Origin of the sequence: Fictibacillus nanhaiensis, from assembly GCF_042686385.1 — a bacterium.
Classification (GTDB): domain Bacteria; phylum Bacillota; class Bacilli; order Bacillales; family Fictibacillaceae; genus Fictibacillus; species Fictibacillus nanhaiensis.
On sequence record NZ_JBHUPF010000006.1, the window covers coordinates 1,753,155 to 1,779,681 of the forward strand.

Here is a 26,527-nt window from a genome sequence, read left to right on the forward strand (position 1 = left end):
ACCTTCATATACAGAATGCAAGGATAGGAGAGAGTTACTTTGATAAAAGCTGTACTGTTTGATTTGGACGGAACCCTATTGAATCGCGACACATCGGTTAAAAAGTTCGTAGAGGACCAACATACTCGGCTTTCATCCGTACTGTCCCATATACCCAAACAATTGTTTGCGAAACGATTTATTGAGTTAGAAGAAAACGGATATGTGTGGAAGGACAAAGTGTACCAAAAGCTAGCCGAGGAGCTGGCAGTTAGAAGAATGCCGCCAGGAGAATTACTCGATGATTATTTAACACAGTTCAAGTACCATTGCACCCCGTTTCCTAATCTTATTAGCATGCTGGAGGAGCTGAAGAAAAAAGGATATCGCCTCGGTTTAGTCACGAACGGTTTCGGTGTGTTTCAATATGATACGATTCAAGCACTAGAAATAAAAGAGTATTTCGACACGATCCTTATATCTGAGATGGAAGGACTGAGAAAGCCTGATCCCCTAGTTTTCCAGAGAGCGGCAGAAAGATTAAATGTTAAGACGGAAGAATGCATGTTTGTGGGCGACCACCCAAAAAATGACGTGGAAGCTGCTAGAAACGTCGGAATGGTTGCCGTATGGAAAATGAGCCCTCACTGGAAAAAAGCGGAGGCCGCCGATTATACAATAAGAGATCTGTCAGAGCTTAAGCTAATCCTAGAAACCCATGAAAAGGCTGTGGGAATTTTAAAATAAAGGGGAGAGCTCTGTTCTATTTATGGGAAACCCTTTCTACTTACATCGCTTCTAAAGGAAATTCTAATTGGAAGCTTAGGTAATATCTAACTGATGGAGAATACCATGAATTAGAGTGATCAAATGATCAACTCTTATTCAAATGACGAGTTCTTTTCTATGAGACTAAGGAGAAAGAATGTAGATAACAATCAGGAGGTGAGTATTTGAAGCGATTAAGATTACGACTGATTTATAATCTATTCATCATCTTGATCACGTTAGTAATTGGATTCTTTTACTTTCCAAGCTCTCAATCGCAATTTGCATTTATAGTTTCAGGTATCGGCTTCTTTTTTACACTTGGACTCATAATACCTAAGACGAAAAGAAACCTAAGACTGGGATTTATGATTGCTTTCTTCTTAACGTTTTCGATGGTTTTTGCCATTTCTTATTTTAAGTGAAGCGTAGTTATGAAATGGGAGCATTTATCCAAGAAGGATGAATGCTCTTTTTTATCGAAGTAAATCAAGGTTACAGAATTGAGAAGAGAAGTGATAAAGAGATGAAATATGATCAAAAAGAGTTTTCAGACGAGCTGTTAAAAGAAATTAGGAATATTGAAACAACGTTAAAAGACAATATTAATTCCTTACTTTTAAAGTATAAACCTATTTTTAATACGAAGAACTTGGTTTTTGATGGAGAGTTTCACATACAAGGTGACCATCCATTTACTCCCCAATACGTTTCCTCCATTTCGATTGGTATCTCAGAAGAAAAGGAAGAATTAATAGATCTGCACACAATAAAAATATGGGAATGCTATCGATCTTTCTTAGGAATGCCCATTTCAAAAAGGATTCCAGGCAGTAAAATTGTTGGGGAATTATTAGATGAAACGCTAGACGAAGTTAAGGAAGAATTAAAAGACTATATTGCCGACCATTTACTGAATGATTATAATCAGTAGTCGGGTGCAGTTGTTCAACAATGAAACGTGTTGCAAAGATAAATCAAAAGTTAAAGTATCAATAAAGTGTGTTCATTCAAAAGATTAAAAATGGTTTACCTCCCTCGTACTAGTACTTGGAAACAGTATAATCGGCAGTAAATGGTTGCGTAAAATTCATAGAAGGTCAACGTTCAGTTGGGCACAGGATTAATATAAGTACAGTGCATTTCTTGAAGAAAGGAAGTATCATTCTAAAAATTAATTTCCTTTCATCGATTTTAAATTTCCTTTATTTCTTATGTCTACCTTTACATCAACTTTGACTTTAAGTCGAGGGTAATAATCGGTTTTCCAGGTAGTTAATTGATTTGGAGGTAGGAGAGAGCGGAAATGTTGTCCAAACCCAAACGTATCCGATTGTTCACTTTGGCTCTTTTGAATCACGTTTTGAAAGCGAGTAGTGATTAAGTCATCTAATTGTTTTTTTACATCATTTACACTAGGGTTACCAACTGTTTCTAACACAACGACGTTTAGATTCATCTTTATGGTCAGAAAGGGAAGATCCCCCTTTATTTCAGCATAATTCTGAATACGATTAGAAACTACCATCACACTCGCTTTATTTAATACTTCGATTTTTCCATAAGTTTCGTTACCTTTATACGCGTTTATTAAAAACGAATCATCTCCAGTGATTTTTCCTTTCATAGCGCCTTTATGGAAAATGGCTGACCCTTTATAAACTAAGGTTGTGTCTTTTCCCTTATCAATGACTGGTAGTGTTACATCTTGTGTAGGAGAGTGGATCCCTCTATACATCTCCCATGTGTTCGCGGTAACGATTTGTGGTGTCCAACCTGCAGTCTTATCAAAGAAATCCAGCATGGATATGTTTGACGTCTGCACTTTTTCATTCACACCTGAAAAAAAGTCCTCAAGAGAATCATTGGAACAAACAGCAACCATGGCTTTTGGGGAAATTTCACGTGTTCTCATAATGGCTTCAATTAATTCCTCGGTTCCACTATTAGCGTATTCTTTATCGAGAACAATTAAACGAAGATGAAGCAAATCGACCTGGCTCTCTAGATTTGTTTTAATCTGTTCAATCGCTTCATTAATGGTGTCTCCTGTACCAGTTACAATCTCAGTTTGTATTCCATTAGGATTGGTAGTAGGAATTTCTAGAATAATCTTATAACGATCGTCCTCTATTTTTTTTACACCAACAACGAGTGGGAGTACTCGATGATTAATATCCTTGTTATCCCAGCAACCGGTCAAAAGAAATAAACAAAAAATAGGCAAGTACCATCTACTTTTAAATGGAGTCCTGTTCATGTCTTTTTCTCCCTTTCTTAAGTCCAAATATCAATAAGATAACAGGTATACAAGCTAAACTATAAACTCTTAAAGGTAAATCAAATTTATAGACTGCATCTATCTCATCGAATCCTTGCAATATAAGACCACAGGCGAAAGCCAGGGCCCCTATTAATATCCCCGTCCAATCCTTTCTTAAAGAAGGGAGATATAGACGATGGATAATCAGTGAAAGCATCCAAATTAAAAGTGCCCCAAATATTAAAGAAAAGGTAACAATGGAAAGCATATAAAAGATGGTAATTCGATCAAATACTAACCATCGAATAGAGATAGTGTCCATAGTTGTACTAAACGGCAACAAGAATGTTGAAGCCGTGTGGGGACCGAATGTTAAAATGGGTACATAAACAGAAAGTAAGTAAACGGGAGATAAGCAGATAGCTGCAGTCATAATTTTCTTCGGTTCATAATCAATACGAGATGGAATAAACCCTAAGAATAAGAAGGGTGAGACTGCAAAAAAACTAATTAAAAACTGATCATTATATATGAAAGTAAGATTCTCCGGTGTAATCGGAAAGATATTTAATAGTTGTGCATTTTGAAAGGAAGTAACGACAGCGAAAAATATAATAGGAATAAATAAAAAAAAGACCGCTAGCGCTGTATAAAGGATAGTATTAAATCCTTTTATGGCGATGTACCCAGCAATAAAAATGATCAGTAGATCAATTGCCCAAATAGGTGTGTTTTGTAAAAAGATGATGGTAATGATCTCTGCATACGCTCGTGTAACGACAAGAAGGCTATTGAACAGATAAATCATGAATGGGAACATTAAGACACGGGCTAAAAGCTTTCGTTCTAACGAAAAAATCGAAATTAAATCTTGATTCGGAAAGTACGAAAGCCCTTTTAAATAAACAAACAAAAAAACAAGTTGAAAACTAACTGTAATTAAAACAGGAAGCCAGTGACCGTAACCAATGCTTGACATAATTTTCAACGGATAGATATAGAAGATAACCCCGATATGTGCGATTAAAAATAAAATGACTACTAAATTAGATTTTTTCATTTATCTCGCCTTCTTCGAACTAACATCTAAATAGGAAACACCATAGGTCTGCAATCCGGCTAGATATGCAAATGTAAACACAAGGCCAGTCATTATCCCAAAAACGCCAAAAATTCCTGCTAGAATGATTAATATGTACTTAAACACTCTGATCGATAACATATTTTGAAAACCAAGAATCGCTGAATTTGAGATAGTTGTGGCAGCAATTATGATGATAAGTAGATTACTTACAAGCTTAGCTTCTACGATCGCTGTACTCAATATGATACCGCCAACCATGGTTATGGCTGGTCCAATACTTTTAGGCAATCGAACACTGGCTTCTAATATAAGTTCTATTAGAATTGACATGATAATCATTTCTACAAAGGCAGGGTAAGGTACGCCTTCTCTGCTTTGAGCGACAGAAAGTGCTAGTTCAATCCGTAACACCTCTGGGTTAACCGCTACAAGAGCTACATATAACGCTGGTAAGATAAGGGTTAAAAGAATTCCAATCACACGGACTGCTCGAATAATTACTCCTAGAACAAAAGGATAACTTTTATCGCTAGCAGCAAGAATCGTATCCCAAAAGTAAACAGGAATCACATACGCTGCAGGCTGACCATCGATAAACACAAGCAACCTTCCTTTTTCTAAATAATCAATAGCCTGGAAGGACAGTTCTGTTTGATACATCATAGGGAAAATCAAGCCCTTATTAAATCCTAGTACTTGTGATAACTCTTGAAGATTAGAAATTCTTTCCGAGGAGTTGGTTTCCAAATGTTTTGTTACTTGTTTGACAAAATGATTATCAGCTTTGTTTTCGTAATAAAGCAATGCTACTTTCTTATCTTTAGACTCACCCATATTAAAAGATTCATGTTTTAACTCTCTAGATTTCGTGCGTTTTCGAATGAGCCCAATATTAATAGAAAGATCCTCAACAAATGAATCAAGTGGTGTTTGAATAGAACTTTCATTTATAGGTTCGTGAATAGGACGATTTAAATTTAAGGATACAGGATCTATTTCTATAAGTAAGCGTTCCTTTGTAAGGAAAAGAATAGCTTTTCCTGCAAACACGCTCTCATTTAATTTACTAAAATCAATCACTTTTCCAAAGTACATAAATACATCGTTGAGCTTTGTTTTTAACGGCAATCCAGTTATAAGTTGATAAACAGCAAGTTTAGTTCTGTTCACATCAAACAGCGTTCGAAAACCGGCTAAAATACAGGGATTTTTTAATAACAATAGCTCTTCAGAGTAAAAATCTTCATACTGTTTTAGTTTTTCTAACTGATTAAGCAAAACATCGTCCATTTTTTTCCCTTCTCCAAAAAAGAAATTTCAATAGTTTAGTTTGGTATTAAATATTAATAATTATGTAAGGAGAAACATTCAAAATCACTAATGATACGGAGGTTAGTAATCATGCCAGAAATAAATCATAGAACCTATATTAGAGGACCAATAGAAAAGTATTTACTGAATCTGGCTATACGGCTTCAGAAAAAGACTTAAGTATCTGTATCGGATGTGCAGTTGGGTGGGGACAAGCTTTAACAATATTGAAAGTCTATTTAGAGCATGGAATAGTATATAAACAGGACCTAATTCTATAAAGGAATAGTATGTATTGTACGTATGTATATATCATTGTGAAAAAAATCATCCAACCATAGGGGATTATAGTAAAAGTTTTGAAAGAAGGTTTAAGTTTAATGTCAAACCACGAAAACGAAGAGTTACTAACTGGAGGAAATGTCTCAACCGTATATCGTGTAGGGAATTCGGTCCGACGAGAACTGAAACTCGATAGCGCCAAGATTCACAAGCTATTAAAGCATCTAGAATACAAAGGTTTTAGTTATGCTCCTAAATTTCTAGGCATTGATGGAAAAGGTAGAGAGATCCTGTCCTTTATTGAAGGTGAAGCTGGTCATTACCCGTTAAAAAAGTACATGTGGTCAGATGATGTACTAATGGAGACAGCCAAAATGCTTCGATGCTATCACGATGCTGTAACAGACTTCCCTATAGAAAAAGGTTGGCAACCGATCGATCACACTCCAGAGCCTTTTGAGGTGCTTTGCCATAATGATTTTGCCATTTATAACATTATCTTTGATCAAAAACGACCTGTTGGAATCATTGATTTTGATGTAGCGGCTCCTGGGCCGAGACTTTGGGACATTGCCTATACTCTCTACACGTGCGTGCCTTTAAGCAGATTGTATTTAGATGCAACAGGTGCAACCATAAATTACAATCGTAGCCAGCATGCAGAAAGAATGAAAGAAAGAGTTCGATTGTTTTTTGAGGGGTATGGTGAGGAAGTGGATCCTGATTTCTTGGAGATGGTGCTGCTCAGGTTAAAAGGGTTGTGCAGAACTATTGAAAGAAAAGCGAGTGAAGGTGACTTAGCTTTTCAAAAAATGATAGACGAAGGGCATCTGGACCATTATCTAGAGGACATTGATTTTATTCGTAGTCACAGAAATGATTGGACATAGTAGATGCACATAACAAAGATGGTCATTTTGTAACGGGTTTTCTTTTGGAGTACATAAGCGAATCACTTGAAAAAGGCTTACAAATATTAGCTGAAAAGGATTAGCATATGGTTAAATTGAATATATAATTAAATTAAAAATATGTTGTTCTTATTCAACAATCCGAGCAGTATTGCTGAATAAGAGATGGAGGTGTTAGTTATGAATGGAATATCTTTTGCAATCTCACAAATTACAATTGCTTATAACCAAGAGGACGAGATGGTTGATTTTTATAATCAACTTTTAAACGCCGAATTGAGTCCTTTCAAGGTGGGGGACTTTCGTTTTTATAAAGGAAAGATTGGGGAAATTGGTTTATTATTTTGTCCGAATGAAATGCTGGGTATAAAAGCTGAAAAAAATAATATCCAATTTACTGTACAAGTATCAAACTTGGAAGAAATACTTTCTAAAGCTTCTCAGTGTGGTGGTAAACAAATTCAGGGAATTAATAGAGAGGAGAGTCGATCCTCAGTAGGAATATTAGACCCAGATGGTAATTCCATAGAATTGTTGGAGATATAAGGACCAGACAAAAGAATAAAACGAGCGTGAACAGAATGAAACTTCTCGTGCTTTAGTTAATCAATGTTTGTTCAAGAATAGGGTGCATTTCTTCAAGAAGGAGAAGTGCACTTTTTTATGGAACTTATTGAACATTCCTATAATGGGTTATTCCACAAACGAGCAGGATTGTGGAATAAGCGAAGATATTACTTTATTACAGAGGTCGGGTTTTGTCCCAGCCTCTATTTACATCTCTTTTGATGTTCTGAATTTCCTTAATTCTGTATTAAATAGGTCAGGAATTCATTGGCTTTTTTCTCAGGTACCGAAGTCATGAAACTAACAACGATGAAAAGAAAGGAGGATACAACTATACCCCAGATACCTGATGCCAGCCCCAAAGGTTAAAAGCCCCCACTTCCATTCTGCAGAATTAAAAAAAATCACCCCAATAATCAAAACCCAATCTAATTTCACAGGAGAATAACCAGATGTAAAGACATCTATAAAGACATCTTAAGTTTTTTAAGAAGGGCTATGTACCTATCCATCGCTTTTTGTGGAAATATAAACCATTACTTTGGTTGTGTCTTATTACATTCGGAAGGGTCATACAAATTTTTCATAGAATAATAGACAGGTAGTGAAGCAGTGAACTTTTATAATCATGGAGGCGAATGGCAATTGAAGACAAAGCGCAGTTTGCTCGTAAGCTCAGTTCTTACCGTTTCTTTGCTGCTGGGTGCAGGTCCATTACCCATAACGGCGGAGGAAAACAACTTTCAGAACATCTTGGTCAAAAATGGCATGACCCAGCCTGTCTATTCATTAGGAGAAGCGATTACTGAGACTGTCTATGTTGAGGTGCCGCTTGATAGTGATGCTGACGGCAAGCTGGACCGAGTGCATGCCGATATCATCCGGCCAAAGGAAACGGAAGAAGGCTTGAAAGTACCTGTCATCTATGAAATGAGTCCTTATCGCTCGGGAATAAAAAACGTTCCCGTTTATGATGTGGATCATGAGTTGAATACGGTCAAAGGAAAAGGGAAAAGCACTCAAGTACAGTCACCGAAAGCAGCAGACCTGCCGGGATATTATGATAATTATTTTGTTCCACGGGGCTACGCTGTAGTTTTAGCTGAAAGTATTGGGACAGGCGATTCTACCGGCTGCCCGACAACGGGAGATTACCGGGAAATCCTTGGGACGAAGGCGGTTATTGACTGGCTGAACGGAAGAACAAAGGCGTATGATGCACAAGGAAACGAGATCAAAGCAGATTGGACAACGGGGAACGTTGGTATGGTAGGGGTTTCTTACAACGGAACATTACCGAATGCGGTTGCCGGTACTGGCGTGGAAGGACTGAAGACGATTGTGCCAATTTCCGCGATCTCCAGTTGGTATGATTATTACCGCAGCAACGGGGCAGTTACGGCTCCCGGCGGTTATCAGGGGGAAGACACAGACAACATGGCCGAGGCCATTTTAACAAGAGAAAATCCGGAAGTGTGCGCCCCTGTCATTGAAGAGCTAACAGACGGGCAGGACCGTGAAAACGGAGATTATAATGCCTTCTGGGAAGCGCGTGACTATACGAAAAATGCCGATAAAGTCGAAGCAAGTGTCCTGATGGTGCATGGACTCAACGACTGGAATGTAAAAACACAGCAATTTGCTCAGTGGTGGGAGGTTCTCGGTAAAAAGGATGTGCCAAGAAAACTCTGGCTACACCAGGGCGGTCATTCCAGTCCGTATGGTTTCAGAAGAGACGTTTGGCTCGAGACCCTCAATAAATGGTTTGATCATTGGCTGTACAATATTGAAAATGATGTCATGGAACAGCCGGTGGTAGATATCCAGCGGGAAGACCGAACATGGCACACCGAATCAAACTGGCCGGCAACTGATGCATTGGACACGAAGCTGCATCTGAACTCGGGGCAAAGGGGGGGAACAATCAGTCTCGACCGTTATGAAGGAAAAAAAGAAACGCAGACCATTGTCGATGATGCAATGAAAAAGGCGGAAAGCCTTGTGGTGAATCCATCTGAACAAAACGAAAACAGACTTGCCTATGTAACGGGTGAACTGAAAAAACCGCTGCGCATGAGCGGAACACCAGAAGTCAGCATCCGGGCGTCCTTAAGTAAGCCAGTGGCCAACCTGACAGCACTTCTCGTTGATTACGGCCCAGATAATCAGGCGAAAATCGTAACGAGAGGCTGGACTGACCCACAAAATCTGAAGTCCGATTTACGATCCAAATCGCTCACTCCAGGAAAAGAGTACACCTTCACTTGGACGATGCAGCCAGACGATTACGTATTTGAGAGTGGACACAAGCTCGGCATCGTGCTTATCTCCAGCGATTACGATTATTCCATAAGACCAAAAGCAGGAACCATCATCACGATGGATCCTAAAAAAAGCAATGTGATTCTGCCAATCGTGGGTGGAGAAGGTGCGTTTTAAAAGAAAATAACTAGCGGGCTCAATTGATTTGATAGACATCAAATTTGAGCCAGCTTTTTTTGCGTATTTTTGGCTCTAAGACGGTCTATTCAAAAATCGGGTGCGATTACGGAATAAAGCTTTGTGCAATTGCAATCAATAACTGCGATTTGCAGTGCTTTTTCGTTTGTTAATTTATATGCGATTCTCTAAGTACTCCAAAAGAAAACACGTTAGTCATATTGATAAGCTATTTTTATTTACATAATTTATCCAACCCATTCAATACTAACAAGAGAGACCAGAATTGAAGGAGTTGGAACCATTGCCTGAGTTACCGGAGATGGAAACGTATCGTGAGTTTTTAAATCATAATATCTTAAATAAGCCGATTACGCATGTAGAGATCAACAAAGAGAAGTCTCTCAACACAGGGGTTCAAACCTTTATTGATGCGATAAAAGGATCAAATATCACCTTCGTTAAAAGAAGAGCAAAACATCTGATCTTTGAGCTAAGTTCAGGACAGTATCTATTGCTTCATTTGATGCTTGGAGGACTGATGTTTCTTGGAACTTCAAAAAACAGTCCAGATCGAACCAAACAAATTATTTTGTCGTTTGGAGAGCTGCAACTGAATTTTATTGGTCTTCGACTCGGATATCTACATCTACTGAGTCAATCAGAACTAGATGAAAAGCTCAGCGATCTTGGTCCAGAACCATTTGAATTGCAGCGGGATGAGTTCATAAATAGATTAAAACGGAAAAAAGGGGCACTCAAACCATTATTAGTCGATCAATCCTTTATTGCTGGAATCGGAAACTGTTATTCTGATGAAATATGCTTTCAAGCGAGGTTACATCCGTTACGAAAAGCGAGCGACCTTTCTGATGAGGAGAAAAACCATTTGTATGATAGCTTCAAACCTGTTCTTTCAAGAGCCGTACAATTTGGTGGGTATATGGATTTTCCGATGTATGAAGGTGATAAGCAGACAGGGAAGTATAACGAGAATACATATGTTTATGAGCGAGAAGGTGAGAACTGTCCGAGATGTGGAGGGACGATTGAGAGAGTGGATCATTCTTCACATAAGTCGTTTTATTGTCCGAACTGCCAGAAGTAAATATGTCGAAGAGCAGGATTGTTTAGGATGATTCGAGAATACAACTACTGAAACAATAGGAATAGAGGTTGTAATCACTTGTTATCTATACGAATTATTTTGTATTCTTTCGTCGTATCATTCATGCTCTTTGTATCAACGATCGTTCTACCCGATTATTTTGACTTCAACGAACGAATTTCAAAATGGATTTTTATTATAACAGTTTCTATAATTTTCTTAATCGTTAAAGAGAAATGGTGGATTAAGATCATTTCTGCATTTTTAGGAATAATCGTTTGTATTGTATTATTTGTTCTATAAATTAAGTTTCTTTAATTATTCAATTTACTTGTTTAGCGCTGCATCTTGCAGCGCTTTTTCTGTGTTGAATTATGTATGAAAAAAACTATAGCAACTTTATAGTTAATCTTGTAAAATAAACTTAATTGATAGTGGTTATCATTCTCTTTTAGATATGTTAGGATGATAGTGAGAAAGATGCTTATGATCCATAGGGGGATACAACAATGTTATTAACTCAGTTAAATAAAGGCGAAAGAGCGACGATCATTGATTTATCATTAGTAAACGAAAGCGTAAGAAGACGCTTATTGGACTTAGGCATCTCGGAAGGTTCGCAAGTATGCTTGCAATGCAAACTTCCATTCAAAGGGCCATGCATGGTTGAGAACTGCGGCCAATCACTAGGAATCAGACTACAAGACGCATCTTACATAAAGGTTGAGAAAAAATGCTAAACATTGCTTTAATCGGTAATCCGAATACAGGAAAGACTTCACTTTTCAACAACCTGACAGGGACTTATCAGTATGTGGGGAACTGGAGCGGTGTAACCGTTGAGAAGAAGGTAGGAATCATCAAGAACAAAAAAGGGAATCTGATCGATCTGCCGGGTGTGTATTCACTGAGCCCGTTATCAAAAGATGAAGCGGTCGTTTCTAATTTCTTTGTGACTGAAACGTTTGATGGCATGATTAATATCGTGGACGCGTCACAGATTGAGCGTAACCTGTTGCTCACACTTCAACTGTTAGAGTTCGAGAAGCCGGTTATTATCGGACTGAACATGACAGACGTTGCAAAGCGCCGTGGTATTACAATCAATGAACAGCTGCTATCAGAAAAATTGGGGGTACCGGTCGTTCCGGTCATCGCACGTTCTGGTAAAGGAACAGCGACCATTAATGATTTACTAACCGATGATTTAAAAGTGGATGCATCATTCACGTTGAAGTACGGACCAATCATTGAAGAGAGCATCAATCAAATCATACATCTACTTCCAGCAAACCTTTCTATTCCGAAGCGATGGACAGCGATTCAGCTGTTAGAGGGAAATGCGGAAGTAAGAAAATATATCAGATCTCTTGGAGATGGTGCAGGAATCGATTCCATCATTCAAGCGACAAACGAGCAAATTGCAGACGAAACAGCAGCATCGAACACATCGAAGTGGATTTACTCGGTGCGTAAAGCGTTCATAGAAGAGTTGATACAATCATCTGTTGTGACAGAAGAGTCAGAGAACAAGTCACTTACAGACAAAATTGATAAGATTGCGACGCATCCGTTTCTAGGGATTCCGATCTTTCTAGCCACGATGTTCTTGATGTTCAAGCTCACGTTCGATTGGCTAGGCATTCCTTTATCGGACATTTTGGATGGATTCATTTCAGGGTCACTTACGACATGGCTCACGAACGGTCTGAACACAGCCGGCGCATCTGATTTTATTAAAGCGGTTGTGCTTGACGGAATTGTTGCTGGAGTCGGCGGCGTTCTTGTGTTCGTACCGCAGATCTTTATTCTGTTTCTATTAATCTCGTTCTTAGAAGACTCTGGCTACATGGCTCGCGCGGCACTCGTGATGGACCGTACGATGGAGATGGTCGGTCTGAACGGAAAAGCGTTTATTCCGATGATCATCGGATTCGGCTGTAACGTACCAGGCGTCATGGCAGCGAGAACGATCGAAACGCCAAGAGAACGCATGTTAACCATTCTCTTAACACCGCTCATGTCTTGTTCCGCAAGACTTCCGGTATACGCGCTCTTCGTTGGCGCGTTCTTTGCGAAATATCAAGCACTTGTCGTGTTCTCACTCTATGTACTCGGAATTGTCGTGGCACTCACACTCGCGAAAATCTTCTCTTCTACGATCTTAAAAGGAGAGTTCTCGATGTTCATTGTGGAATTGCCGCCGTACCGCATGCCTCAAGGAAAGGCGTTACTACGTAGTACGTGGGACAAAGGAAAAGGTTTCATCAAAAAAGCAGGAACGTTTATCTTTGGTGGATCAGTCTTGATTTGGTTATTGTCTTATTCAGGACCAGCAGGATTCGATGTACCGATGGATGACAGTTTCCTTGCTATGATCGGAAACGTGTTAGCGCCGATCTTAGCACCACTCGGATTCGGTACATGGCAAGCAGGGGCATCTCTTATCACAGGATTCCTTGCTAAAGAAGTCGTCGTTTCTGCGATGAATATTATCTACCACGTGCCGAACGCTGACTCGTTACAAGGATTACTGTCTAATGAGTTCTCTGCGCTATCCGCGTTCAGCTTCATGGTATTCGTGTTGTTGTATGTGCCGTGTCTAGCGACGGTTGCGACGATTCGAAAAGAAGCGGGATCTGTAAAATGGACATGGTTCTCTGTCGTGTATGCACTCGTGATCGCGTACGTATTATCACTCGTCATCTATCAAGGCGGGAAACTTTTAGGATACTAACAAGAGAGGGAGGACGAACTTATGATCTTCAATATTGTCTCCGGGGCTCTTATATTTGGATATGCAGGCTGGGCCGTTTTTCGTCACATCAAAAAAAGCAAGCAAGGCAAATGTGCTGCTTGCTCACTCGCAAAAAACTGTGAAACGAAATGCGATTCCGTTTCTTAATAGAAAAGGACAGGTTAGAAGTGACGATGACTTCACACCTGTCCTATTTCTTTACAGTTGTTCCTTCGCTTTTGCTTCTTGAATCATTTTATACACATATAGTGCACCGTAACCACCTGCTAAACCGAGTGGCAGGATGATGAAAGGTGCAAAGTTCTTCGTGTGCCATCCTAATAAAAAGAATATCCCATAAATGATGACCATCGACATGATGCTAAACGCTAACCGGATAAAATAGGCTTTCAATAGAAAAACGCTCCTTCGATTCTTACTTACATTTTATGTTTCTTAGAGGTCCAATCCAAACCATCCACCAGCTATTCCTAAGAGAATGATGATTAGGTTGAACTTTCACCGTTATTTAAATCAAACAATTCTAGAATTCCATACGTAACAAAGCCAGTCAATACTCCAAATAACAATCGAATCAAATAGTTCTTCAGAGATAGCCCTTCCCGTCATTTTCTTTTTCCATTTTAACACAACACCGTTATGATATTCGTTTATATCCGAAATAGAAGGAATTTCTTCAATGACAGAGAACCCCCTTTATAGAGAAGGAGTGTTGAAATATGTCGTATTGCCAAGTACAGAAAGCAAGCATCTATTATGAAGAATACGGAAGTGGAACACCGATCGTGATGATTCACGGGTTCTCACCTGATCACCGCCTGATGAAAGGCTGCATGGAACCGATCTTTCAAGAGAGGGAAGGTTACAGACGCATATATATCGACCTGCCAGGAATGGGGCAGACGAAAGACTATGGATCCATTCAAAACTCGGATGAAATGCTAGAGTCGGTTATTCAGTTCATCGATACGTTATTACCAGACCAATCCTTCTTACTAGCTGGTCAATCATACGGTGGGTATATCATAAGAGGCATTATCGCAAAAATTCCAGAGCGAGTACTAGGTGCAGCATTCATCTGTCCGATGATCCTACCCAACCACAGTGAACGAACATTGCCAGAACAAACGAATATCGAGGTTGATTATGAATTCCTAGCTACACTAACAGAAGAAGAAAGAGAAGATTTCAAAGGCATTCATGTGAAGTTAAATGAATACACGTGGAAAAGGTACAGGGAGGAAGTGGTCGTTGGATTGGAAATCGCTGATTTAGCGTTTCTAGAGAAGATCTCAGGAGCATATGGGTATACGTTTTCGATCGACCAGGAATTGTTTGAGAAACCTTGTGTGTTTATAACAGGTAGGCAGGACCATGTTACGGGTTATAAAGATGTATTTGACATACTTGATATGTATCCGAGGGCTACGTTTTCGGTGTTGGATGTTGCGGGGCATAATTTGCAGATTGAGCAACCAGAATTATTAAACCAACACATAATAGAATGGTTAAATCGAGTTGAAGTGTCTATTCATAATAAAGTAGTGTTATAAAAAAATAAAGCTGCCCAAAAGGCAGCTTGTTTACTTCATATAGCTTTTCTCCTTCAATATCCCTTCCTTAACCATATTTACAATCGTTCCTTTATTTTTGAACTTAAAGTACATAATGAGTCGATCCAGGTCTTTTTTAGATAATTCTATTTCATCAGATACCATTTCATAATGCTCTAACTTATGTATAAGAGATTTCGCGTATTCTTCTTGCTTCGGCGTAAGGGGAACTCTACGTGAGTCAATTGCTTCTTTAATTATTCCTTTATGGTTAATTGTATCCTCAATGAATCTTGAATAATTTCCGGTTCTTAACCATGTAAGATCCTCTGAACTAAGGGTATACCATTCTCCATGTACCCGTTTGTTAGTGAAGTAATCATGAAAAGCAGCTTCTGTTTGATGATGGTTGCCTGACTTTACAAGATAAATCAGCTCATTTTTGAAAGGTAAGTTAACAGTGAACCTATTGTTTCGTTTATCTAATTGTGTGGTCTTTCCAATCTGGAAATTACCAGTTTGGTGATCCTGTACGAAGAATACATAACCTATCGCCTGACCTCTTGGATAAGGGGTATTTATTATTTTTTGCAACTCAGATTGATTTTGTTGATAGAGATGAAGAGATCCAGTACTAGGTGTTTTAGTGCCACTCTTAAATAGGGAAACCAGGTATTTAATCACAGTCGTCACTCCGTTTTTACGAGATATGTATAGGTATAGCATAATAAAATTTGGTAAAGTTTACAAACAATAGTTGATTTTTACTAGTTTTTTTAAGAGAATGATAGAAAGATGTCTAATATTGTAAAAATATTTTTGAATAAAAATGAGATAGGTGAATGTCATGGCATACATGGTTCCACTTACAATACGATCTTCTGCCACTGCTGGCGAAAGACTATTATTCCATACACTTAAAAACTACTTTCCTGATGAATATATCGTGTACTATGAGCCAGAAATCCAAGGCAGACGTCCAGACTTTGTTATCTTAGGACCTGATTTAGGGTTAATAGTGTTAGAAGTGAAAGATTATACAAGGAACACTTTATATCAACTTAATTCTGATGACTGGGTTATTTCAGCTGCGAATGGAACACACGCAACTGTGAAGAACCCATTAAAGCAAGCTAGAGAATACGCATTTCATATAAGTAATGTATTGAAAAAAGATAAAAGCCTCATTCAAACAGAAGGAAAGTATCAATTTCAGCTCAAGTTTCCTTTTGGTTATGGCGTTGTTTTCACCCGTCTCTATCAAAAAGATATGGTGAGAGATAACTTATATTCCATACTTGAACCGAACTTGACGTTGGCAAGAGACGAAATTGATCCAGAAAATGAACACTTCTCAGAAGAGTTATTAATGGAGAAAATCCTTGATATGTTTATCGTGCCTTACCGGCTAAAAGAACCGTTAACAAATGAAGAGATCGCAGCCATACGTTATCATTTGTTTCCTGAGGTTAGAATTAGCGCGGAATTTAAACAAGCCGTTCCTTATCAAGATCAGCTATTGTTGTCTTTAAAAGATATTAAAGTCATGGATCTGCATCAAGAGAATCTTGCTAAACAATTAGGAGATAAGAACCGGCTCATTCGAGGGGTGGCGGGTAGCGGGAAGACCTTAATCCTAGCTTCAAGAGCGAAGATGATTATAAAAGAACACCCTGACTGGAAAGTATTGATTCTGTGCTATAACATTTCACTCGCTCAAAGCATTCGTCAAATGGTTCATGCTAAACTATCAGAGCCTGAGGATCTTTTTGATTTTGTACAGAAGCCAGAAAAAAAGAAAGTCAATGACAACATTATGATTCGTAATTTCCATCAATGGTTGAAGCAAGATTTGAAGATTAATGAATACCAAATCCCAACCATACTAGAAAAGATTGATCAAAACGAAGCCATTTTACCCAAATATGATGCGGTGTTAATAGATGAAGGACAAGACTTTGAACCAGCATGGCTAGGGCTGGTAAGTCGTTTGTTAAATCCGGATACACAGTCTTTGTTAATAGTAGAAGATCGAGCACAAAACATTTATAAAAGAAAAACAAGCTATGTCCAAGACACAGGATTGAGTTTCCAAGGTCGATCTAAAATCCTGAATATTAACTATAGAAATTCAGCTCAAATTGTAAAGTTTGCCTGGGATTTTTACCGCGAGCATTCTCAGTTAAATACAAAAGTGATACAGGGTCAGACTGAAGGAATTGAAATTATTCACCCTCAAGGAACGAAACGTAAGGGGCCAGAACCATTTGTATTGGAAGCTACTAACTTTACGGATGAAATGGAAAAAGTAGCACGAACCATAAAGAAACTTCATGAAATTCGTAAAGTGCCTTATTCAGAAATGCTGATTCTTTATCGAGTTAGAAAGACAAAAAAGATCGCTGTAACCGATACAATCATTCGCACGTTTAAAAAGCATAATATCCCTTACTATTGGATAACCGAACATGAAGGTTCCAAGCGGAACTTTGTAAAAGAAGAAGAATCAGTAAAGATTAGTACAATTGAAAGCAGTAAAGGGTTAGACTTTCAATCCGTATTCGTAGTGAATACCGACAGCATGCCTTTCCCTTTAGAAGATAGTAAAGAAAAAGAAGTGTCGTTGCTTTATATCGCTATGACAAGAGCACAAAACTACCTTTGTATTTCTTATTCTGGGGAATCGGAGTTTACTAAATATTTTGCGAAATCTAAAGATGAATTAAAAAGCACATTAAAAGAAGTTAAATAAACTAGACTAAGGATGATGGGAATGGCATTAGTAAAAGAAGAATCATTAAAGAAACTCGATAAAAATAGAAACAGTGTGCACCAAGAGGTTCAAGCTACATATTCGATTTTTAAAGATAATTACAACAATAAATATTTTCAATTAAATACATATGGATCTGAGGAAAGAAAAGTTAAGGGAGTAACAAGTCAGTCTATTCAACTTGATGAAAAAGCAGCTAGAAAATTGATTGATATTCTATCAAAAGAGTATTTGTAGAAAAAAAGAAACAACTAGCCATGCTATATCCGATGTGAATAAATGGAGAACACTTGATTTATTTCAAGTGTTTTTTATCTATTTAAGTGATACACCATAATTGATATGATTTAAGAAACAAGTCTATTTAATAATACTAGAGGGCAGTTGATAACATGCTTGAAAAATTAATTATTAACTATTTAGGGCATTTAAAAGATATCCAGACTTTGAGTTCTATGGAAAACAATTCTATTAAGTTAAATGATAAAGGGTTATATGTTGAAACGGATACGTCCAAAAGAAAGTTTGTAGTAGGTGGAAAAGACAGTTCTTGGGAGTTAATTTCATTTCAATTTTTATATGATGCATGGAACGAATTTTCAAGTATTAGACTAGCTAATTCTTCAGATTTTGTTAAAGCTAAAGGTCGCTCATCTTTTATTATGGCATTGTTTTCTCAACTTCCATTTGTATCAGTAACACAAAAAAATGGAAAGAAAGCTATAATACTAAATCAATTCTTTACAGATCAATTACCAGAAATAAACTTAAATCAAGTATTAGAATTATTAGAAGAAGTTATTGCAAAGGGACTAGATCTTAAATCTCTCAAACAACGCTATCCAGAAGACAATGTTTATAGATTAAAATCTCGTGCCCGACAAGGATTAAAATTATTGGGTTTCATTGATAGTCAATATGTAATAAATGTGGGTTTAATTGAAGAATATAGATCAAGTAAAGTTCGATCAGTTATTCTTAAAAAACAAATGATAAAACATACGTATTTCTCTATTGTCTATGAACTTCTTTCAAAATTCTCCGATTTAGAAAAGGTTTATAAGTTTCAAGCTATAAAAGAACTCGGAATGTTAATTGTAAAGAATTCTGCTGGTGATAATTTAATGCGAGATTCTGTTGCAGATGCTCGGACAAGATATATGCTTTCTTGGATGCAAGAAGTAGATTTACTTGATGAGGAGTTGAACCCAATCATGGAAGAAAGCATTCGTCCCTTACTAATTAAAACAATGCAAAATTATTTAACTGCTAGAACGGAGCGGCTGACTAATCATCCCATGGGAAAATTAGTACGGAATGAGCTGCCTGATGCAATTTGTCGTTTACCTTTCATTGATTCAAATACATATTTAGTTAAAGGGTCTATCGGACAAGGGAATTGGGCAACAGTTCCTTGGTTGGCTATCTTAAATAAGAATGTTACTCCTTCTACTCAACGTGGATATTATATTGTGTATTTATTTAGCGAGAATATGAAAGAGCTTTATTTAACATTTGCACAAGGTATTACAGAGACTTCCAGGGATGAAATGTTACAACTAAACGAGGAAATCAGAACAAACATTGGAATGGATGGAGTTATAAAAAGCAATAATTACTATCTTGGTGAAAGTGCAAAAGCAATAGGATATGTTGAAAGTACAGCAGCTTACATAAAATACTCTTTAGATAACATGCCTTCTGAAAATCAACTTGTAAATGATTTAGAAAAAATGATCTCTTATTATGAGAGGTTCATAGATTATAAAAAAGAAAGACGGGAAGAAGAAATGATTGTTATACCACATGTAAATGAGAAAGAGATAACCGATCATATTCACTCCTACATACAAAGCAAAGGTTTCTACTATAAAAAAGAAGAAGTCATCAATCTCTACTTATCTTTAAAAACAAAACCTTTTGTCATACTCTCCGGAATATCTGGTACAGGTAAAACAAAAATGGTTCAGTGGGTTGCTGAAAGCTTAGGAGCTACTGAAAAAAATGGTCAATTCACTTTAATCCCAGTACGTCCTGATTGGAGTGATGGTTCTGATCTATTAGGCTATTTAGATATTAAAGGTGACTTTAATCAAGGTCCATTAACTTCTGTTCTGGAAAGAGCAATGGATAATCCTAGCAAACCTTTTTTTGTATTACTTGATGAAATGAACTTAGCTCGAGTTGAATATTACTTCAGTGATCTATTAAGTGTAATGGAAAGTCGGCGACGGGAAAATGGAGAGATGATAACGACACCGGTATTACCTTTTGAGGTGGATGGCAGAGACATTATTCTTCCTTCAAATGTTTATATTGTTGGAACGGTAAACATGGACGAAACGACACATCCTTTTAGCAAAAAGGTGTTGGACCGTTCGAATACCATTGAGTTTAATAGAGTTCAATTGGATCACTTTGCTTTTTTAGAAGATCTTGAAGAACAAGAACCTTTGTCTATCGAAAATCAGTCTTTAGCGGGGGACTTCTTGCATTTAAAAGATGCTTACCGGGATAACATGGCGTTAATCAAAAAGGTAACAGAAGTGTTAGTCGATATTAACCTGCAACTTGAAGGTATTGGTGCACAGGTCGGTTATCGAGTACGAGATGAAATTTGTTTTTATGTGATTTATAGCGAGAAAGAAAACTTACTGACATTTGAAGCAGCTATGGATCAATCAATTCTTCAGAAGATACTTCCGCGTATTTCAGGGAGTGATGAGCGTGTATGGGATACACTTAAAGGGCTTTATGAAATTTGCACGAATCAGGTCTATGATTTCGATGTGCTACCTGAATTCGATAAAGTGATATATCCTAAGTCTGCACAAAAGATTGTAGATATGATTAGGAGGTATCAGCTAGATGGCTTCACTTCCTTCTGGATTGGTTCGTGAGGATGTTGAACTTGTATTAATTGAAACGGATGAATTTACTCTGTTTATGAAAGGAAAACCTTATCATCACCGTTTTGAAGGGTTGTCTCAATATAAGAAGAAACTTCAGAATGAAACGATGGAGTTTAAGGCTGAGGGAAGGTCGATTCAGTCAGTTAAAGTTTTCGATGTAGATAATCAAAAGCTAACAGACGGATCAACTTTTAGACCTATCTTTTTTGAAAATGGAATCTATCAAATTATCGTTACATCTAAAATAGATGCAAAGTTAGAATTTTATCATGAACATCATCTTTTACGAAATGCAGTTAGCAGTGTTCCAGTAGGTCCTAAGCAGGTTCTAATGGGAAGTCTACAATTTCAAAATGAAGTCGGTTTGTCGTCTTTTGAAATTCGTACGCAAGGAAAAACCATATTGTCTGTGACTTTTGAAATCTTTCCTTCAAAGCTTGATTATAAAGAAGATTATCGAAAGCTCCTAGATGAAGTGAATGAAGAAATCTATAATTTAGCGTTTCACTTTTTACGGAAAACGTATCTTGGTGCGAGGACTAGGGTAGAGGGAGAAGCCAGTGCTGCTGAATTTTATCGATTAATTCAACATCATCTTAGGTCCTTTCTACAGGCGATCAAAAGAATTGAACACCAACCACATCATCAACTGATTACCACTCATCAAAAGGTGAGAGGTGATCAACTAAAGAAAATGGACTCTTATGGACGAAATCAGCTTAGAAAAAAAGCTTCATTGTTTCAAGAGGTTCCAAATGGTATTCAGTTTGAAAACAAACAACTTATGCCTATTGAGGGTTGTCAGGTTAAAAAAGAGCACTCATTTGATACGATGGAAAACCGTCTAATCAAGTGGTTGATGATTCGAATTAAAGATAAGCTTAAGGATCTGCATAAAAAGGTAGAAGCTCCAAGTGGAAGATACAAAACAGAACCAGATCAAGAAGTGGTTAAAGCTATCAATGATATGCAGAAGCTTCTGCAACAAAGAATTAAAAATCCATTTTGGAAGACCATTAGTAAGTTAGATCGTTCAGTAATGAGTTTAGTCATTCAGATGGCACCAGGGTATAGAGAAGCTTTTCAAATCTATGTTTTACTTTCCCGTGGATTGGAACTACATGGTCAAATCTATAAAATGTCAGTTAAAGATGTAGCTCAGCTTTATGAGTATTGGACATACCTTAAGCTGGGTGCTCTTCTGGATAAGAAATATGTACTCTTATCTCAAGATGTGGTGAAGGTGAATCGAGAAGGTTTGTTTGTAAACCTTGATGGTAGTAATTCTGCCAAACGTGTATATCAACACCCACATACAGGAGAGAAGATTATTCTTCAATATCAAAAGGAAGAAAGGCATCTCCCTACGATCACACAGAAACCAGATACGATGCTGAGCATACAGAAGAAAGGTAAGGACTACAGCTACAACTATATCTTCGATGCCAAATATCGTATTGATTTTGCAGTAGAAGATAGTTATTACGGAAAACGTTATAAGAGCCCTGGTCCGATGGAGGATGACATAAACACAATGCATCGATACCGAGATGCCTTAGTTGTTCAACATGAAGGGCCATATGAACGAACGGCATTTGGGGCATATGTATTATTTCCGTGGTTCGAAGAAGAACTGTATGAGCAGCATGCATTTTATAAAAGCATTGAGACCGTTAATATTGGTGGATTACCTTTCTTGCCAAATGCAACGAGATTAGTAGAGCAGTTTGTGGAACACCTCATTGAAAAAAGTCCTGAAGAGATTCAGGAAGAAGGTATATTACCAAGAGGTACTTTAGCTCGCTGGCAGTCTTCATTAGACGAAACCGTTCTGGTTGGCTTAGTAAGTGATGAGGAAGTTTTTAAGGATTGTATCCTACAAAAAACGTTTAAAATAGCTGTGAAGGACTTGAAAAAAGGGTGGCAAGAGGCAAAGCATGTTGCCCTTTACCTATCTAGTAAAGTTTCGAATAATAATGGAGTAAAGTATTACGGGAAGATTGATGATATTAAGTTCAGTTCGCTGGAAAATAATGAGCAACTCGTTACATTTACCGTGAATGTTTGGGAAGCATTGATGAAAGTAATTAAACCCGTTGGTTATGGTATATCTTCATATATGTTAACTACACTAATTGCTTTGAAGGAAGCAAGAGAATTACCTGAATTATATATGAATAGTAACGATGAGTTAGCTGTATGGAAAACAATGCGGAGGTTATCAAACAATCCTAAGATTAACTTAAATCATATGAACATTGATCAAGCATCAGAGATTGTTCAAATACAATCGGGGGAAATATCTGTTTCTGTTGGTAAATATGAGATGCAGGTTAAGCGTGTAGGTAGTTTACAGTTTGAATCAATAGATAGAGAAGAATTTTTTAAAAATCCGAACCGGTTATTTAAAAAAGTAGTTAATATGCTTAATATGGAACAAAACATTTAGTTTTAACCTAATGAAAAATTTAATCGTAAGTATATCGATTCATTCAAAAATTTGTAATTAATTATGTAGTAATTTTGGTGCGGAAAACTTCTGAAAACCTCATTAGTAGTGTGAAAAAATGAAGCTTAAGGGAGATTATTCCCATAAGCTTCTTTTCCTTTATCTATCATCTCACATAAAACTCAGGTGGTTCTATTCCAAGTAAACGTAGATACGTATACCCTTGTCCTCGATGGTGGATCTCATTTTCAAGTGCGTATTGCAGGCGATCGAAATGACTTTGTTCCGGTCCGAAGAATTCGTCTTTCATCACAATACTTAACTTCTCTTCGTTCATCTCTGCCCACATGTTTCTCGTTTCTTCACGAATGTTGTTACTGATTCTAATCAATTCCTCTTTTGTAGAGGTGCCTTCGAACACATCTTTGTATTCCCATTTGTCACGCGCAATCCCTTGCATGTAGCCGTATTCAATATTTACTATTTCTTTTACCATTTCTGCAAATGGCCGAAGCTTTTCATCTGGTGTGAAGTTAAATAATTGTTCTTCCGAAAACGCCTCGATCACTCTGATCGTCAATCTTCTGTTGCCTTCAAGGATCTCGAAGAAACCTTGCTTTGTTAAGAACATCGTTCAACACTCCTTTTCATTTTCATCGCTATATCATTCAACTACAATGGATAACATTCCTCTCAAATTTGTGAGAAATGTTTTAGCTTTAAGACCATGTTTAAAAAGATAGGAAGAAAAGAATATAGCCTGATCAATCAGACGTCACTATACTAAGAGGGAAGGAGGAGAAGACATGTCAGATAACTGGAACTTTTATATGGACGTATTGGATGATTACTTAGCATCCATCGTTATAGATTTGGACGTAACTGAAGAAGTGAACATAAAAAAATACAAATGGTTATTCTCAGTGAAGATTACGATTCAACATCCAACAGAGATCGGAAATCCCGGCGAACAAGAAGATGAGAAAATTGGTGAGTGGGAATACGATTTGATGGAAAAGTTGAATGATGAAGATATTATTCAAGTAGGCAGGCTTACGACCAACGGCACACGAGAATTCTTTTATTATGCAAAAAAAGAAAAGCACGGTAGTATCATTGATAAACATGCTTTAGCTATCTTTGATAAGAATGGGTATGAAACCGAGATTACCGTGATTGAAGAAGAGGAACCTTGGTCGTTCTACGCTGAATTTCTATATCCCGACGAGTATCAATTCCAGCAGATGTCTAACCGCGAATTAATAGAACTGCTTGAAAACGAGAACGATGATCTGGAAGAACCTCGTAAGGTTGAACATTGGATTGAATTTGAAACGTTGGATAATTTAAAAGCGTTCAAACAAGAGATACAAAAAGAAGGCTTTATCATTGAAAGCTACGAAAAGGAAAGAAACGAGGAAGATACATACAGCATCACCATCTCTCGTGTAGATGGTGTGGATTATCACATCATTGATGGGGTGACCGATACGATCATGTCTGTCGCACAAGAGCATAACGGAATCTATGATGGGTGGGAGTCACCTGTGGTTCTAAAAAAAAACATCCTATAAAAGAAGCCAACCCATTTATATGATGAGTTGGCTTTTTCCTTCTTCTATTCTTCCTTTTCAACAAGGTGTTTCAACATGGAGAGTTTGTTACCCCAAAACTTCTCATAATAAGCTAACCACTGCTTCACTTCAGTTAAAGGCTCTGGATGGATCTGATAAATCTTTTCCCTGCCTTCTTTTCGACCTGAAATGAGTTCAGCCTCCGTTAATATCTGCAGATGCTTTGTCACAGCTGTTCGGCTCATGTCAAAGTGATCAGCAATCTCTGAGATTGGTCGCTCATTTTCAGAAAGCAACCTTAGTACTTCACGTCTTGTCGAATCAGCAATGGCTTTAAAAACATCGTGTTTTTCTGCAGATGCTACCACTTAACCCTCAACGACCTTTTTCAATCTTTCATTCACAATACCAACCCATCCGCCGTTCATGCGGTCACGCACATCTTGCGCTTTTTGATTCACTTTTCCAACGATCGCGTCTTCTTCTTTCCAGCCGCTATGAATCAGTGTGAATTCTGTCTGATCTCCTTTTTCCTCTAACAAAAACGTCACGACCCAGCCGTCCGTGTCCCATGCAAAGGATAGCTTATGCGGTTCATCGATCACAAGCACCTTACACGGTGAAGGACCAAAAGGGGACTGGATATGAAACTTATGTCCTTCTTCTGCTTTAAAGTCATTCGGCATGAACCAAGATGACATGCCTTCCGCTGTTGATACAGAATCCCACACTTTTTGAATCGGTGCGTTAAAGGTTGCGGTTTGTTTAATATCTGGTAGTGTTGACACAAGCATTCATCTCCTAAGTCTGAATATGTAACCATTTGGTTGTACGTTTAGAATATAACACCTTTTGGTTGTATGTCAATTCATTCTGAGTCGATTGGATAAATATGCTAAAATATAGGAATACAACGTGTTCATGAAAAGAGGCTAAAGGTATGACCCAAACGCAAACAAGAAATGAACCAAACCGTATATCTGAAGAAGTAAAGGAAGTATTGAATTCTTACTTTGAAAAAATAGAGAAGAAGCTGCCAAATAAGTTAGAGTCATTTTACCTATTCGGCTCTGTTTCCATTGGAGCTTACCAAGAAGGATTAAGTGACATCGACTTTTACGCTGTATCAAAAGAGAAGCTAACACAATCAGATGTTGAGAAATTAAAAGAGATTCACCATGAGATGAGAAAAGAGTATCCGAAGTCGAGCTTAGATGGCATGTATCTGACGCGAGAAGATTTAGAGAGTGAGAATAACGGTAATTCTTCTTGTCCGTATTTTAATGAAGGAAAGCTTCAAAGTTATCGACCTTTTCACCGTAATTGGATCGACGCGTATCAACTTCAGACATATGGCATCGTCGTTAAAGGACTGCCGATTGAAACATACAATCTATCTGTTGATTGGACAGAATTGAAATCAAACTTGGTCGAGAACATTAACGGTTATTGGCTGAACTGGGTGAGAAATTGTGAGCGTTTTCCGTCTCTTCAATATATAGGATTATACATGAGTGCGAACATGATTGAGTGGGGAGTACTTGGTGTGACACGTCTTTATTATTCGATAAGAGAAGACGACATTACATCAAAAGCGGGAGCAGGTGAATACGCACTCCGAACGGTTCCTGAAAATTATCATCAAATTATCCAAGAAGCACTGCGCATCCGAAACGGCAATAAGTTCTCGCGTTACGGCTCGATGAGAAAGAGAAGAAATGATGCACTAAGCTATATGAAGTATATAATTAAAGAATGTAATAACTTGTAAGATTCATAGAAAAGGATGGGACGAG

At 37.7% G+C, this 26,527-nt stretch carries 26 protein-coding genes; 18 read left to right on the forward strand and 8 right to left on the reverse strand.

All coding sequences use genetic code 11. The features are described 5' to 3' along the window. Window positions 1-39: 39 nt before the first annotated feature. The 3 genes from ACFS5O_RS12595 to ACFS5O_RS12605 all read left to right on the forward strand — a co-directional run bounded on the left by ACFS5O_RS12595 (window position 40) and on the right by ACFS5O_RS12605 (window position 1,681). Window positions 40-726: an HAD family hydrolase gene (locus ACFS5O_RS12595; RefSeq protein WP_205726575.1), complete on the forward strand. Its 687-nt coding sequence runs from the start codon at window positions 40-42 to the stop codon at window positions 724-726. A 206-nt stretch (window positions 727-932) separates the two neighbouring features. Further along, a complete protein-coding gene (locus tag ACFS5O_RS12600; protein WP_205726574.1) occupies window positions 933-1,172 on the forward strand; it encodes a hypothetical protein in 240 nt (79 codons plus the stop codon). A 41-nt stretch (window positions 1,173-1,213) separates the two neighbouring features. Further along, window positions 1,214-1,681: a hypothetical protein gene (locus ACFS5O_RS12605; protein WP_318300230.1), complete on the forward strand. Its 468-nt coding sequence runs from the start codon at window positions 1,214-1,216 to the stop codon at window positions 1,679-1,681. Between the two features lie 240 nt (window positions 1,682-1,921). Here ACFS5O_RS12605 and ACFS5O_RS12610 read toward each other — a convergent pair whose 3' ends face one another. The 3 genes from ACFS5O_RS12610 to ACFS5O_RS12620 are packed head-to-tail and all read right to left on the reverse strand — an operon-like array spanning window position 1,922 to window position 5,384. Then, window positions 1,922-3,007 carry a Ger(x)C family spore germination protein gene (locus ACFS5O_RS12610; protein WP_205726573.1) on the reverse strand — a complete coding sequence of 362 codons (1,086 nt, stop codon included), beginning with the start codon at window positions 3,005-3,007 and terminating at the stop codon, window positions 1,922-1,924. Continuing rightward, entirely contained in the window at window positions 2,988-4,070 is a 1,083-nt protein-coding gene (locus ACFS5O_RS12615) for a GerAB/ArcD/ProY family transporter (RefSeq protein WP_205726572.1), read from the reverse strand. Before ACFS5O_RS12615 ends, ACFS5O_RS12610 begins: the two co-directional genes overlap by 20 nt. Beyond that, a complete protein-coding gene (locus ACFS5O_RS12620) occupies window positions 4,071-5,384 on the reverse strand; it encodes a spore germination protein (RefSeq protein WP_205726571.1) in 1,314 nt (437 codons plus the stop codon). It abuts the gene before it with no gap. Between the two features lie 401 nt (window positions 5,385-5,785). Between ACFS5O_RS12620 and ACFS5O_RS12625 the strand changes: the two genes are divergently transcribed. The 8 genes from ACFS5O_RS12625 to ACFS5O_RS12660 all read left to right on the forward strand — a co-directional run bounded on the left by ACFS5O_RS12625 (window position 5,786) and on the right by ACFS5O_RS12660 (window position 13,617). Further along, window positions 5,786-6,577 (forward strand): phosphotransferase, encoded by a 792-nt coding sequence (locus tag ACFS5O_RS12625; protein WP_205726570.1) that lies wholly within the window; start codon window positions 5,786-5,788, stop codon window positions 6,575-6,577. 201 nt (window positions 6,578-6,778) lie between these two features. Then, window positions 6,779-7,144 (forward strand): VOC family protein, encoded by a 366-nt coding sequence (locus ACFS5O_RS12630; RefSeq protein ID WP_205726569.1) that lies wholly within the window; start codon window positions 6,779-6,781, stop codon window positions 7,142-7,144. A gap of 666 nt (window positions 7,145-7,810) precedes the next feature. Beyond that, a complete protein-coding gene (locus ACFS5O_RS12635) occupies window positions 7,811-9,604 on the forward strand; it encodes a Xaa-Pro dipeptidyl-peptidase (protein ID WP_318300229.1) in 1,794 nt (597 codons plus the stop codon). Window positions 9,605-9,908: 304 nt separating this feature from the next. Then, window positions 9,909-10,712, forward strand: a complete 804-nt coding sequence (mutM, locus tag ACFS5O_RS12640) for a DNA-formamidopyrimidine glycosylase (protein ID WP_205726567.1) — start codon at window positions 9,909-9,911, stop codon at window positions 10,710-10,712. A 78-nt stretch (window positions 10,713-10,790) separates the two neighbouring features. Further along, a complete protein-coding gene (locus ACFS5O_RS12645) occupies window positions 10,791-11,015 on the forward strand; it encodes a hypothetical protein (RefSeq protein WP_205726566.1) in 225 nt (74 codons plus the stop codon). 206 nt (window positions 11,016-11,221) lie between these two features. Further along, on the forward strand, window positions 11,222-11,452 hold the full coding sequence (locus tag ACFS5O_RS12650) for a FeoA family protein (protein WP_066395311.1): 231 nt from the start codon (window positions 11,222-11,224) through the stop codon (window positions 11,450-11,452). Continuing rightward, window positions 11,446-13,449: a ferrous iron transport protein B gene (gene feoB / locus ACFS5O_RS12655; RefSeq protein ID WP_205726565.1), complete on the forward strand. Its 2,004-nt coding sequence runs from the start codon at window positions 11,446-11,448 to the stop codon at window positions 13,447-13,449. The genes ACFS5O_RS12650 and feoB overlap by 7 nt, the downstream gene beginning before the upstream one ends. 21 nt (window positions 13,450-13,470) lie before the next feature. Further along, window positions 13,471-13,617 carry a FeoB-associated Cys-rich membrane protein gene (locus ACFS5O_RS12660; protein ID WP_205726564.1) on the forward strand — a complete coding sequence of 49 codons (147 nt, stop codon included), beginning with the start codon at window positions 13,471-13,473 and terminating at the stop codon, window positions 13,615-13,617. Window positions 13,618-13,668: 51 nt separating this feature from the next. Here ACFS5O_RS12660 and ACFS5O_RS12665 read toward each other — a convergent pair whose 3' ends face one another. Next, entirely contained in the window at window positions 13,669-13,863 is a 195-nt protein-coding gene (locus ACFS5O_RS12665; protein WP_144699609.1) for a hypothetical protein, read from the reverse strand. A 326-nt stretch (window positions 13,864-14,189) separates the two neighbouring features. On the opposite strand from ACFS5O_RS12665, the gene ACFS5O_RS12670 reads away from it, so the two are divergent. Then, entirely contained in the window at window positions 14,190-15,023 is an 834-nt protein-coding gene (locus ACFS5O_RS12670; protein WP_205726563.1) for an alpha/beta fold hydrolase, read from the forward strand. Window positions 15,024-15,053: 30 nt separating this feature from the next. Here ACFS5O_RS12670 and ACFS5O_RS12675 read toward each other — a convergent pair whose 3' ends face one another. After that, window positions 15,054-15,707: a GIY-YIG nuclease family protein gene (locus ACFS5O_RS12675; protein WP_205726562.1), complete on the reverse strand. Its 654-nt coding sequence runs from the start codon at window positions 15,705-15,707 to the stop codon at window positions 15,054-15,056. A gap of 163 nt (window positions 15,708-15,870) precedes the next feature. On the opposite strand from ACFS5O_RS12675, the gene ACFS5O_RS12680 reads away from it, so the two are divergent. The 4 genes from ACFS5O_RS12680 (at window position 15,871) to ACFS5O_RS12695 (ending at window position 23,157) form a co-directional block, all read left to right on the forward strand. Continuing rightward, entirely contained in the window at window positions 15,871-17,775 is a 1,905-nt protein-coding gene (locus tag ACFS5O_RS12680) for a 3'-5' exonuclease (protein ID WP_205726561.1), read from the forward strand. A gap of 21 nt (window positions 17,776-17,796) precedes the next feature. Further along, on the forward strand, window positions 17,797-18,033 hold the full coding sequence (locus tag ACFS5O_RS12685; protein ID WP_205726560.1) for a hypothetical protein: 237 nt from the start codon (window positions 17,797-17,799) through the stop codon (window positions 18,031-18,033). 155 nt (window positions 18,034-18,188) lie between these two features. Next, a complete protein-coding gene (locus ACFS5O_RS12690) occupies window positions 18,189-20,696 on the forward strand; it encodes an MrcB family domain-containing protein (RefSeq protein WP_205726559.1) in 2,508 nt (835 codons plus the stop codon). Continuing rightward, window positions 20,665-23,157, forward strand: a complete 2,493-nt coding sequence (locus ACFS5O_RS12695) for a DUF2357 domain-containing protein (protein ID WP_205726558.1) — start codon at window positions 20,665-20,667, stop codon at window positions 23,155-23,157. Before ACFS5O_RS12690 ends, ACFS5O_RS12695 begins: the two co-directional genes overlap by 32 nt. A 166-nt stretch (window positions 23,158-23,323) precedes the next feature. Here ACFS5O_RS12695 and ACFS5O_RS12700 read toward each other — a convergent pair whose 3' ends face one another. Next, entirely contained in the window at window positions 23,324-23,788 is a 465-nt protein-coding gene (locus ACFS5O_RS12700) for a DinB family protein (RefSeq protein ID WP_205726557.1), read from the reverse strand. A 175-nt stretch (window positions 23,789-23,963) separates the two neighbouring features. Here ACFS5O_RS12700 and ACFS5O_RS12705 point away from each other — a divergent pair, with 175 nt between their 5' ends. Continuing rightward, complete coding sequence (locus tag ACFS5O_RS12705; protein WP_205726556.1) at window positions 23,964-24,731, forward strand: DUF695 domain-containing protein; 768 nt, start codon at window positions 23,964-23,966, stop codon at window positions 24,729-24,731. 44 nt (window positions 24,732-24,775) lie between these two features. On the opposite strand, the gene ACFS5O_RS12710 is transcribed toward ACFS5O_RS12705, so the two are convergent. After that, window positions 24,776-25,099 carry an ArsR/SmtB family transcription factor gene (locus ACFS5O_RS12710; RefSeq protein WP_205726555.1) on the reverse strand — a complete coding sequence of 108 codons (324 nt, stop codon included), beginning with the start codon at window positions 25,097-25,099 and terminating at the stop codon, window positions 24,776-24,778. Continuing rightward, on the reverse strand, window positions 25,100-25,519 hold the full coding sequence (locus ACFS5O_RS12715; RefSeq protein WP_379839207.1) for an SRPBCC family protein: 420 nt from the start codon (window positions 25,517-25,519) through the stop codon (window positions 25,100-25,102). 152 nt (window positions 25,520-25,671) lie between these two features. On the opposite strand from ACFS5O_RS12715, the gene ACFS5O_RS12720 reads away from it, so the two are divergent. Continuing rightward, window positions 25,672-26,502, forward strand: coding sequence for an aminoglycoside adenylyltransferase domain-containing protein (locus ACFS5O_RS12720; RefSeq protein ID WP_205726553.1), 831 nt, complete (start codon window positions 25,672-25,674; stop codon window positions 26,500-26,502). The last annotated feature ends 25 nt before the right edge of the window (window positions 26,503-26,527 follow it).

Bases quoted from the DNA above. Each gene is read 5' to 3' on its own strand.
- ACFS5O_RS12615 (WP_205726572.1), bottom strand. From the start codon at position 4,070: ATGAAAAAATCTAATTTAGTAGTCATTTTATTTTTAATCGCACATATC.
- ACFS5O_RS12685 (WP_205726560.1), top strand. From the start codon at position 17,797: ATGGCATTAGTAAAAGAAGAATCATTAAAGAAACTCGATAAAAATAGA.
- ACFS5O_RS12705 (WP_205726556.1), top strand. From the start codon at position 23,964: ATGTCAGATAACTGGAACTTTTATATGGACGTATTGGATGATTACTTA.
- ACFS5O_RS12650 (WP_066395311.1), top strand. From the start codon at position 11,222: ATGTTATTAACTCAGTTAAATAAAGGCGAAAGAGCGACGATCATTGAT.
- ACFS5O_RS12620 (WP_205726571.1), bottom strand. From the start codon at position 5,384: ATGGACGATGTTTTGCTTAATCAGTTAGAAAAACTAAAACAGTATGAA.
- feoB (WP_205726565.1), top strand. From the start codon at position 11,446: ATGCTAAACATTGCTTTAATCGGTAATCCGAATACAGGAAAGACTTCA.
- ACFS5O_RS12610 (WP_205726573.1), bottom strand. From the start codon at position 3,007: ATGAACAGGACTCCATTTAAAAGTAGATGGTACTTGCCTATTTTTTGT.
- ACFS5O_RS12670 (WP_205726563.1), top strand. From the start codon at position 14,190: ATGTCGTATTGCCAAGTACAGAAAGCAAGCATCTATTATGAAGAATAC.
- ACFS5O_RS12605 (WP_318300230.1), top strand. From the start codon at position 1,214: ATGCTCTTTTTTATCGAAGTAAATCAAGGTTACAGAATTGAGAAGAGA.
- ACFS5O_RS12680 (WP_205726561.1), top strand. From the start codon at position 15,871: ATGGCATACATGGTTCCACTTACAATACGATCTTCTGCCACTGCTGGC.
- ACFS5O_RS12690 (WP_205726559.1), top strand. From the start codon at position 18,189: ATGCTTGAAAAATTAATTATTAACTATTTAGGGCATTTAAAAGATATC.
- ACFS5O_RS12660 (WP_205726564.1), top strand. From the start codon at position 13,471: ATGATCTTCAATATTGTCTCCGGGGCTCTTATATTTGGATATGCAGGC.
- ACFS5O_RS12700 (WP_205726557.1), bottom strand. From the start codon at position 23,788: ATGTTCTTAACAAAGCAAGGTTTCTTCGAGATCCTTGAAGGCAACAGA.
- ACFS5O_RS12625 (WP_205726570.1), top strand. From the start codon at position 5,786: ATGTCAAACCACGAAAACGAAGAGTTACTAACTGGAGGAAATGTCTCA.
- ACFS5O_RS12720 (WP_205726553.1), top strand. From the start codon at position 25,672: ATGACCCAAACGCAAACAAGAAATGAACCAAACCGTATATCTGAAGAA.
- ACFS5O_RS12630 (WP_205726569.1), top strand. From the start codon at position 6,779: ATGAATGGAATATCTTTTGCAATCTCACAAATTACAATTGCTTATAAC.
- ACFS5O_RS12695 (WP_205726558.1), top strand. From the start codon at position 20,665: ATGGCTTCACTTCCTTCTGGATTGGTTCGTGAGGATGTTGAACTTGTA.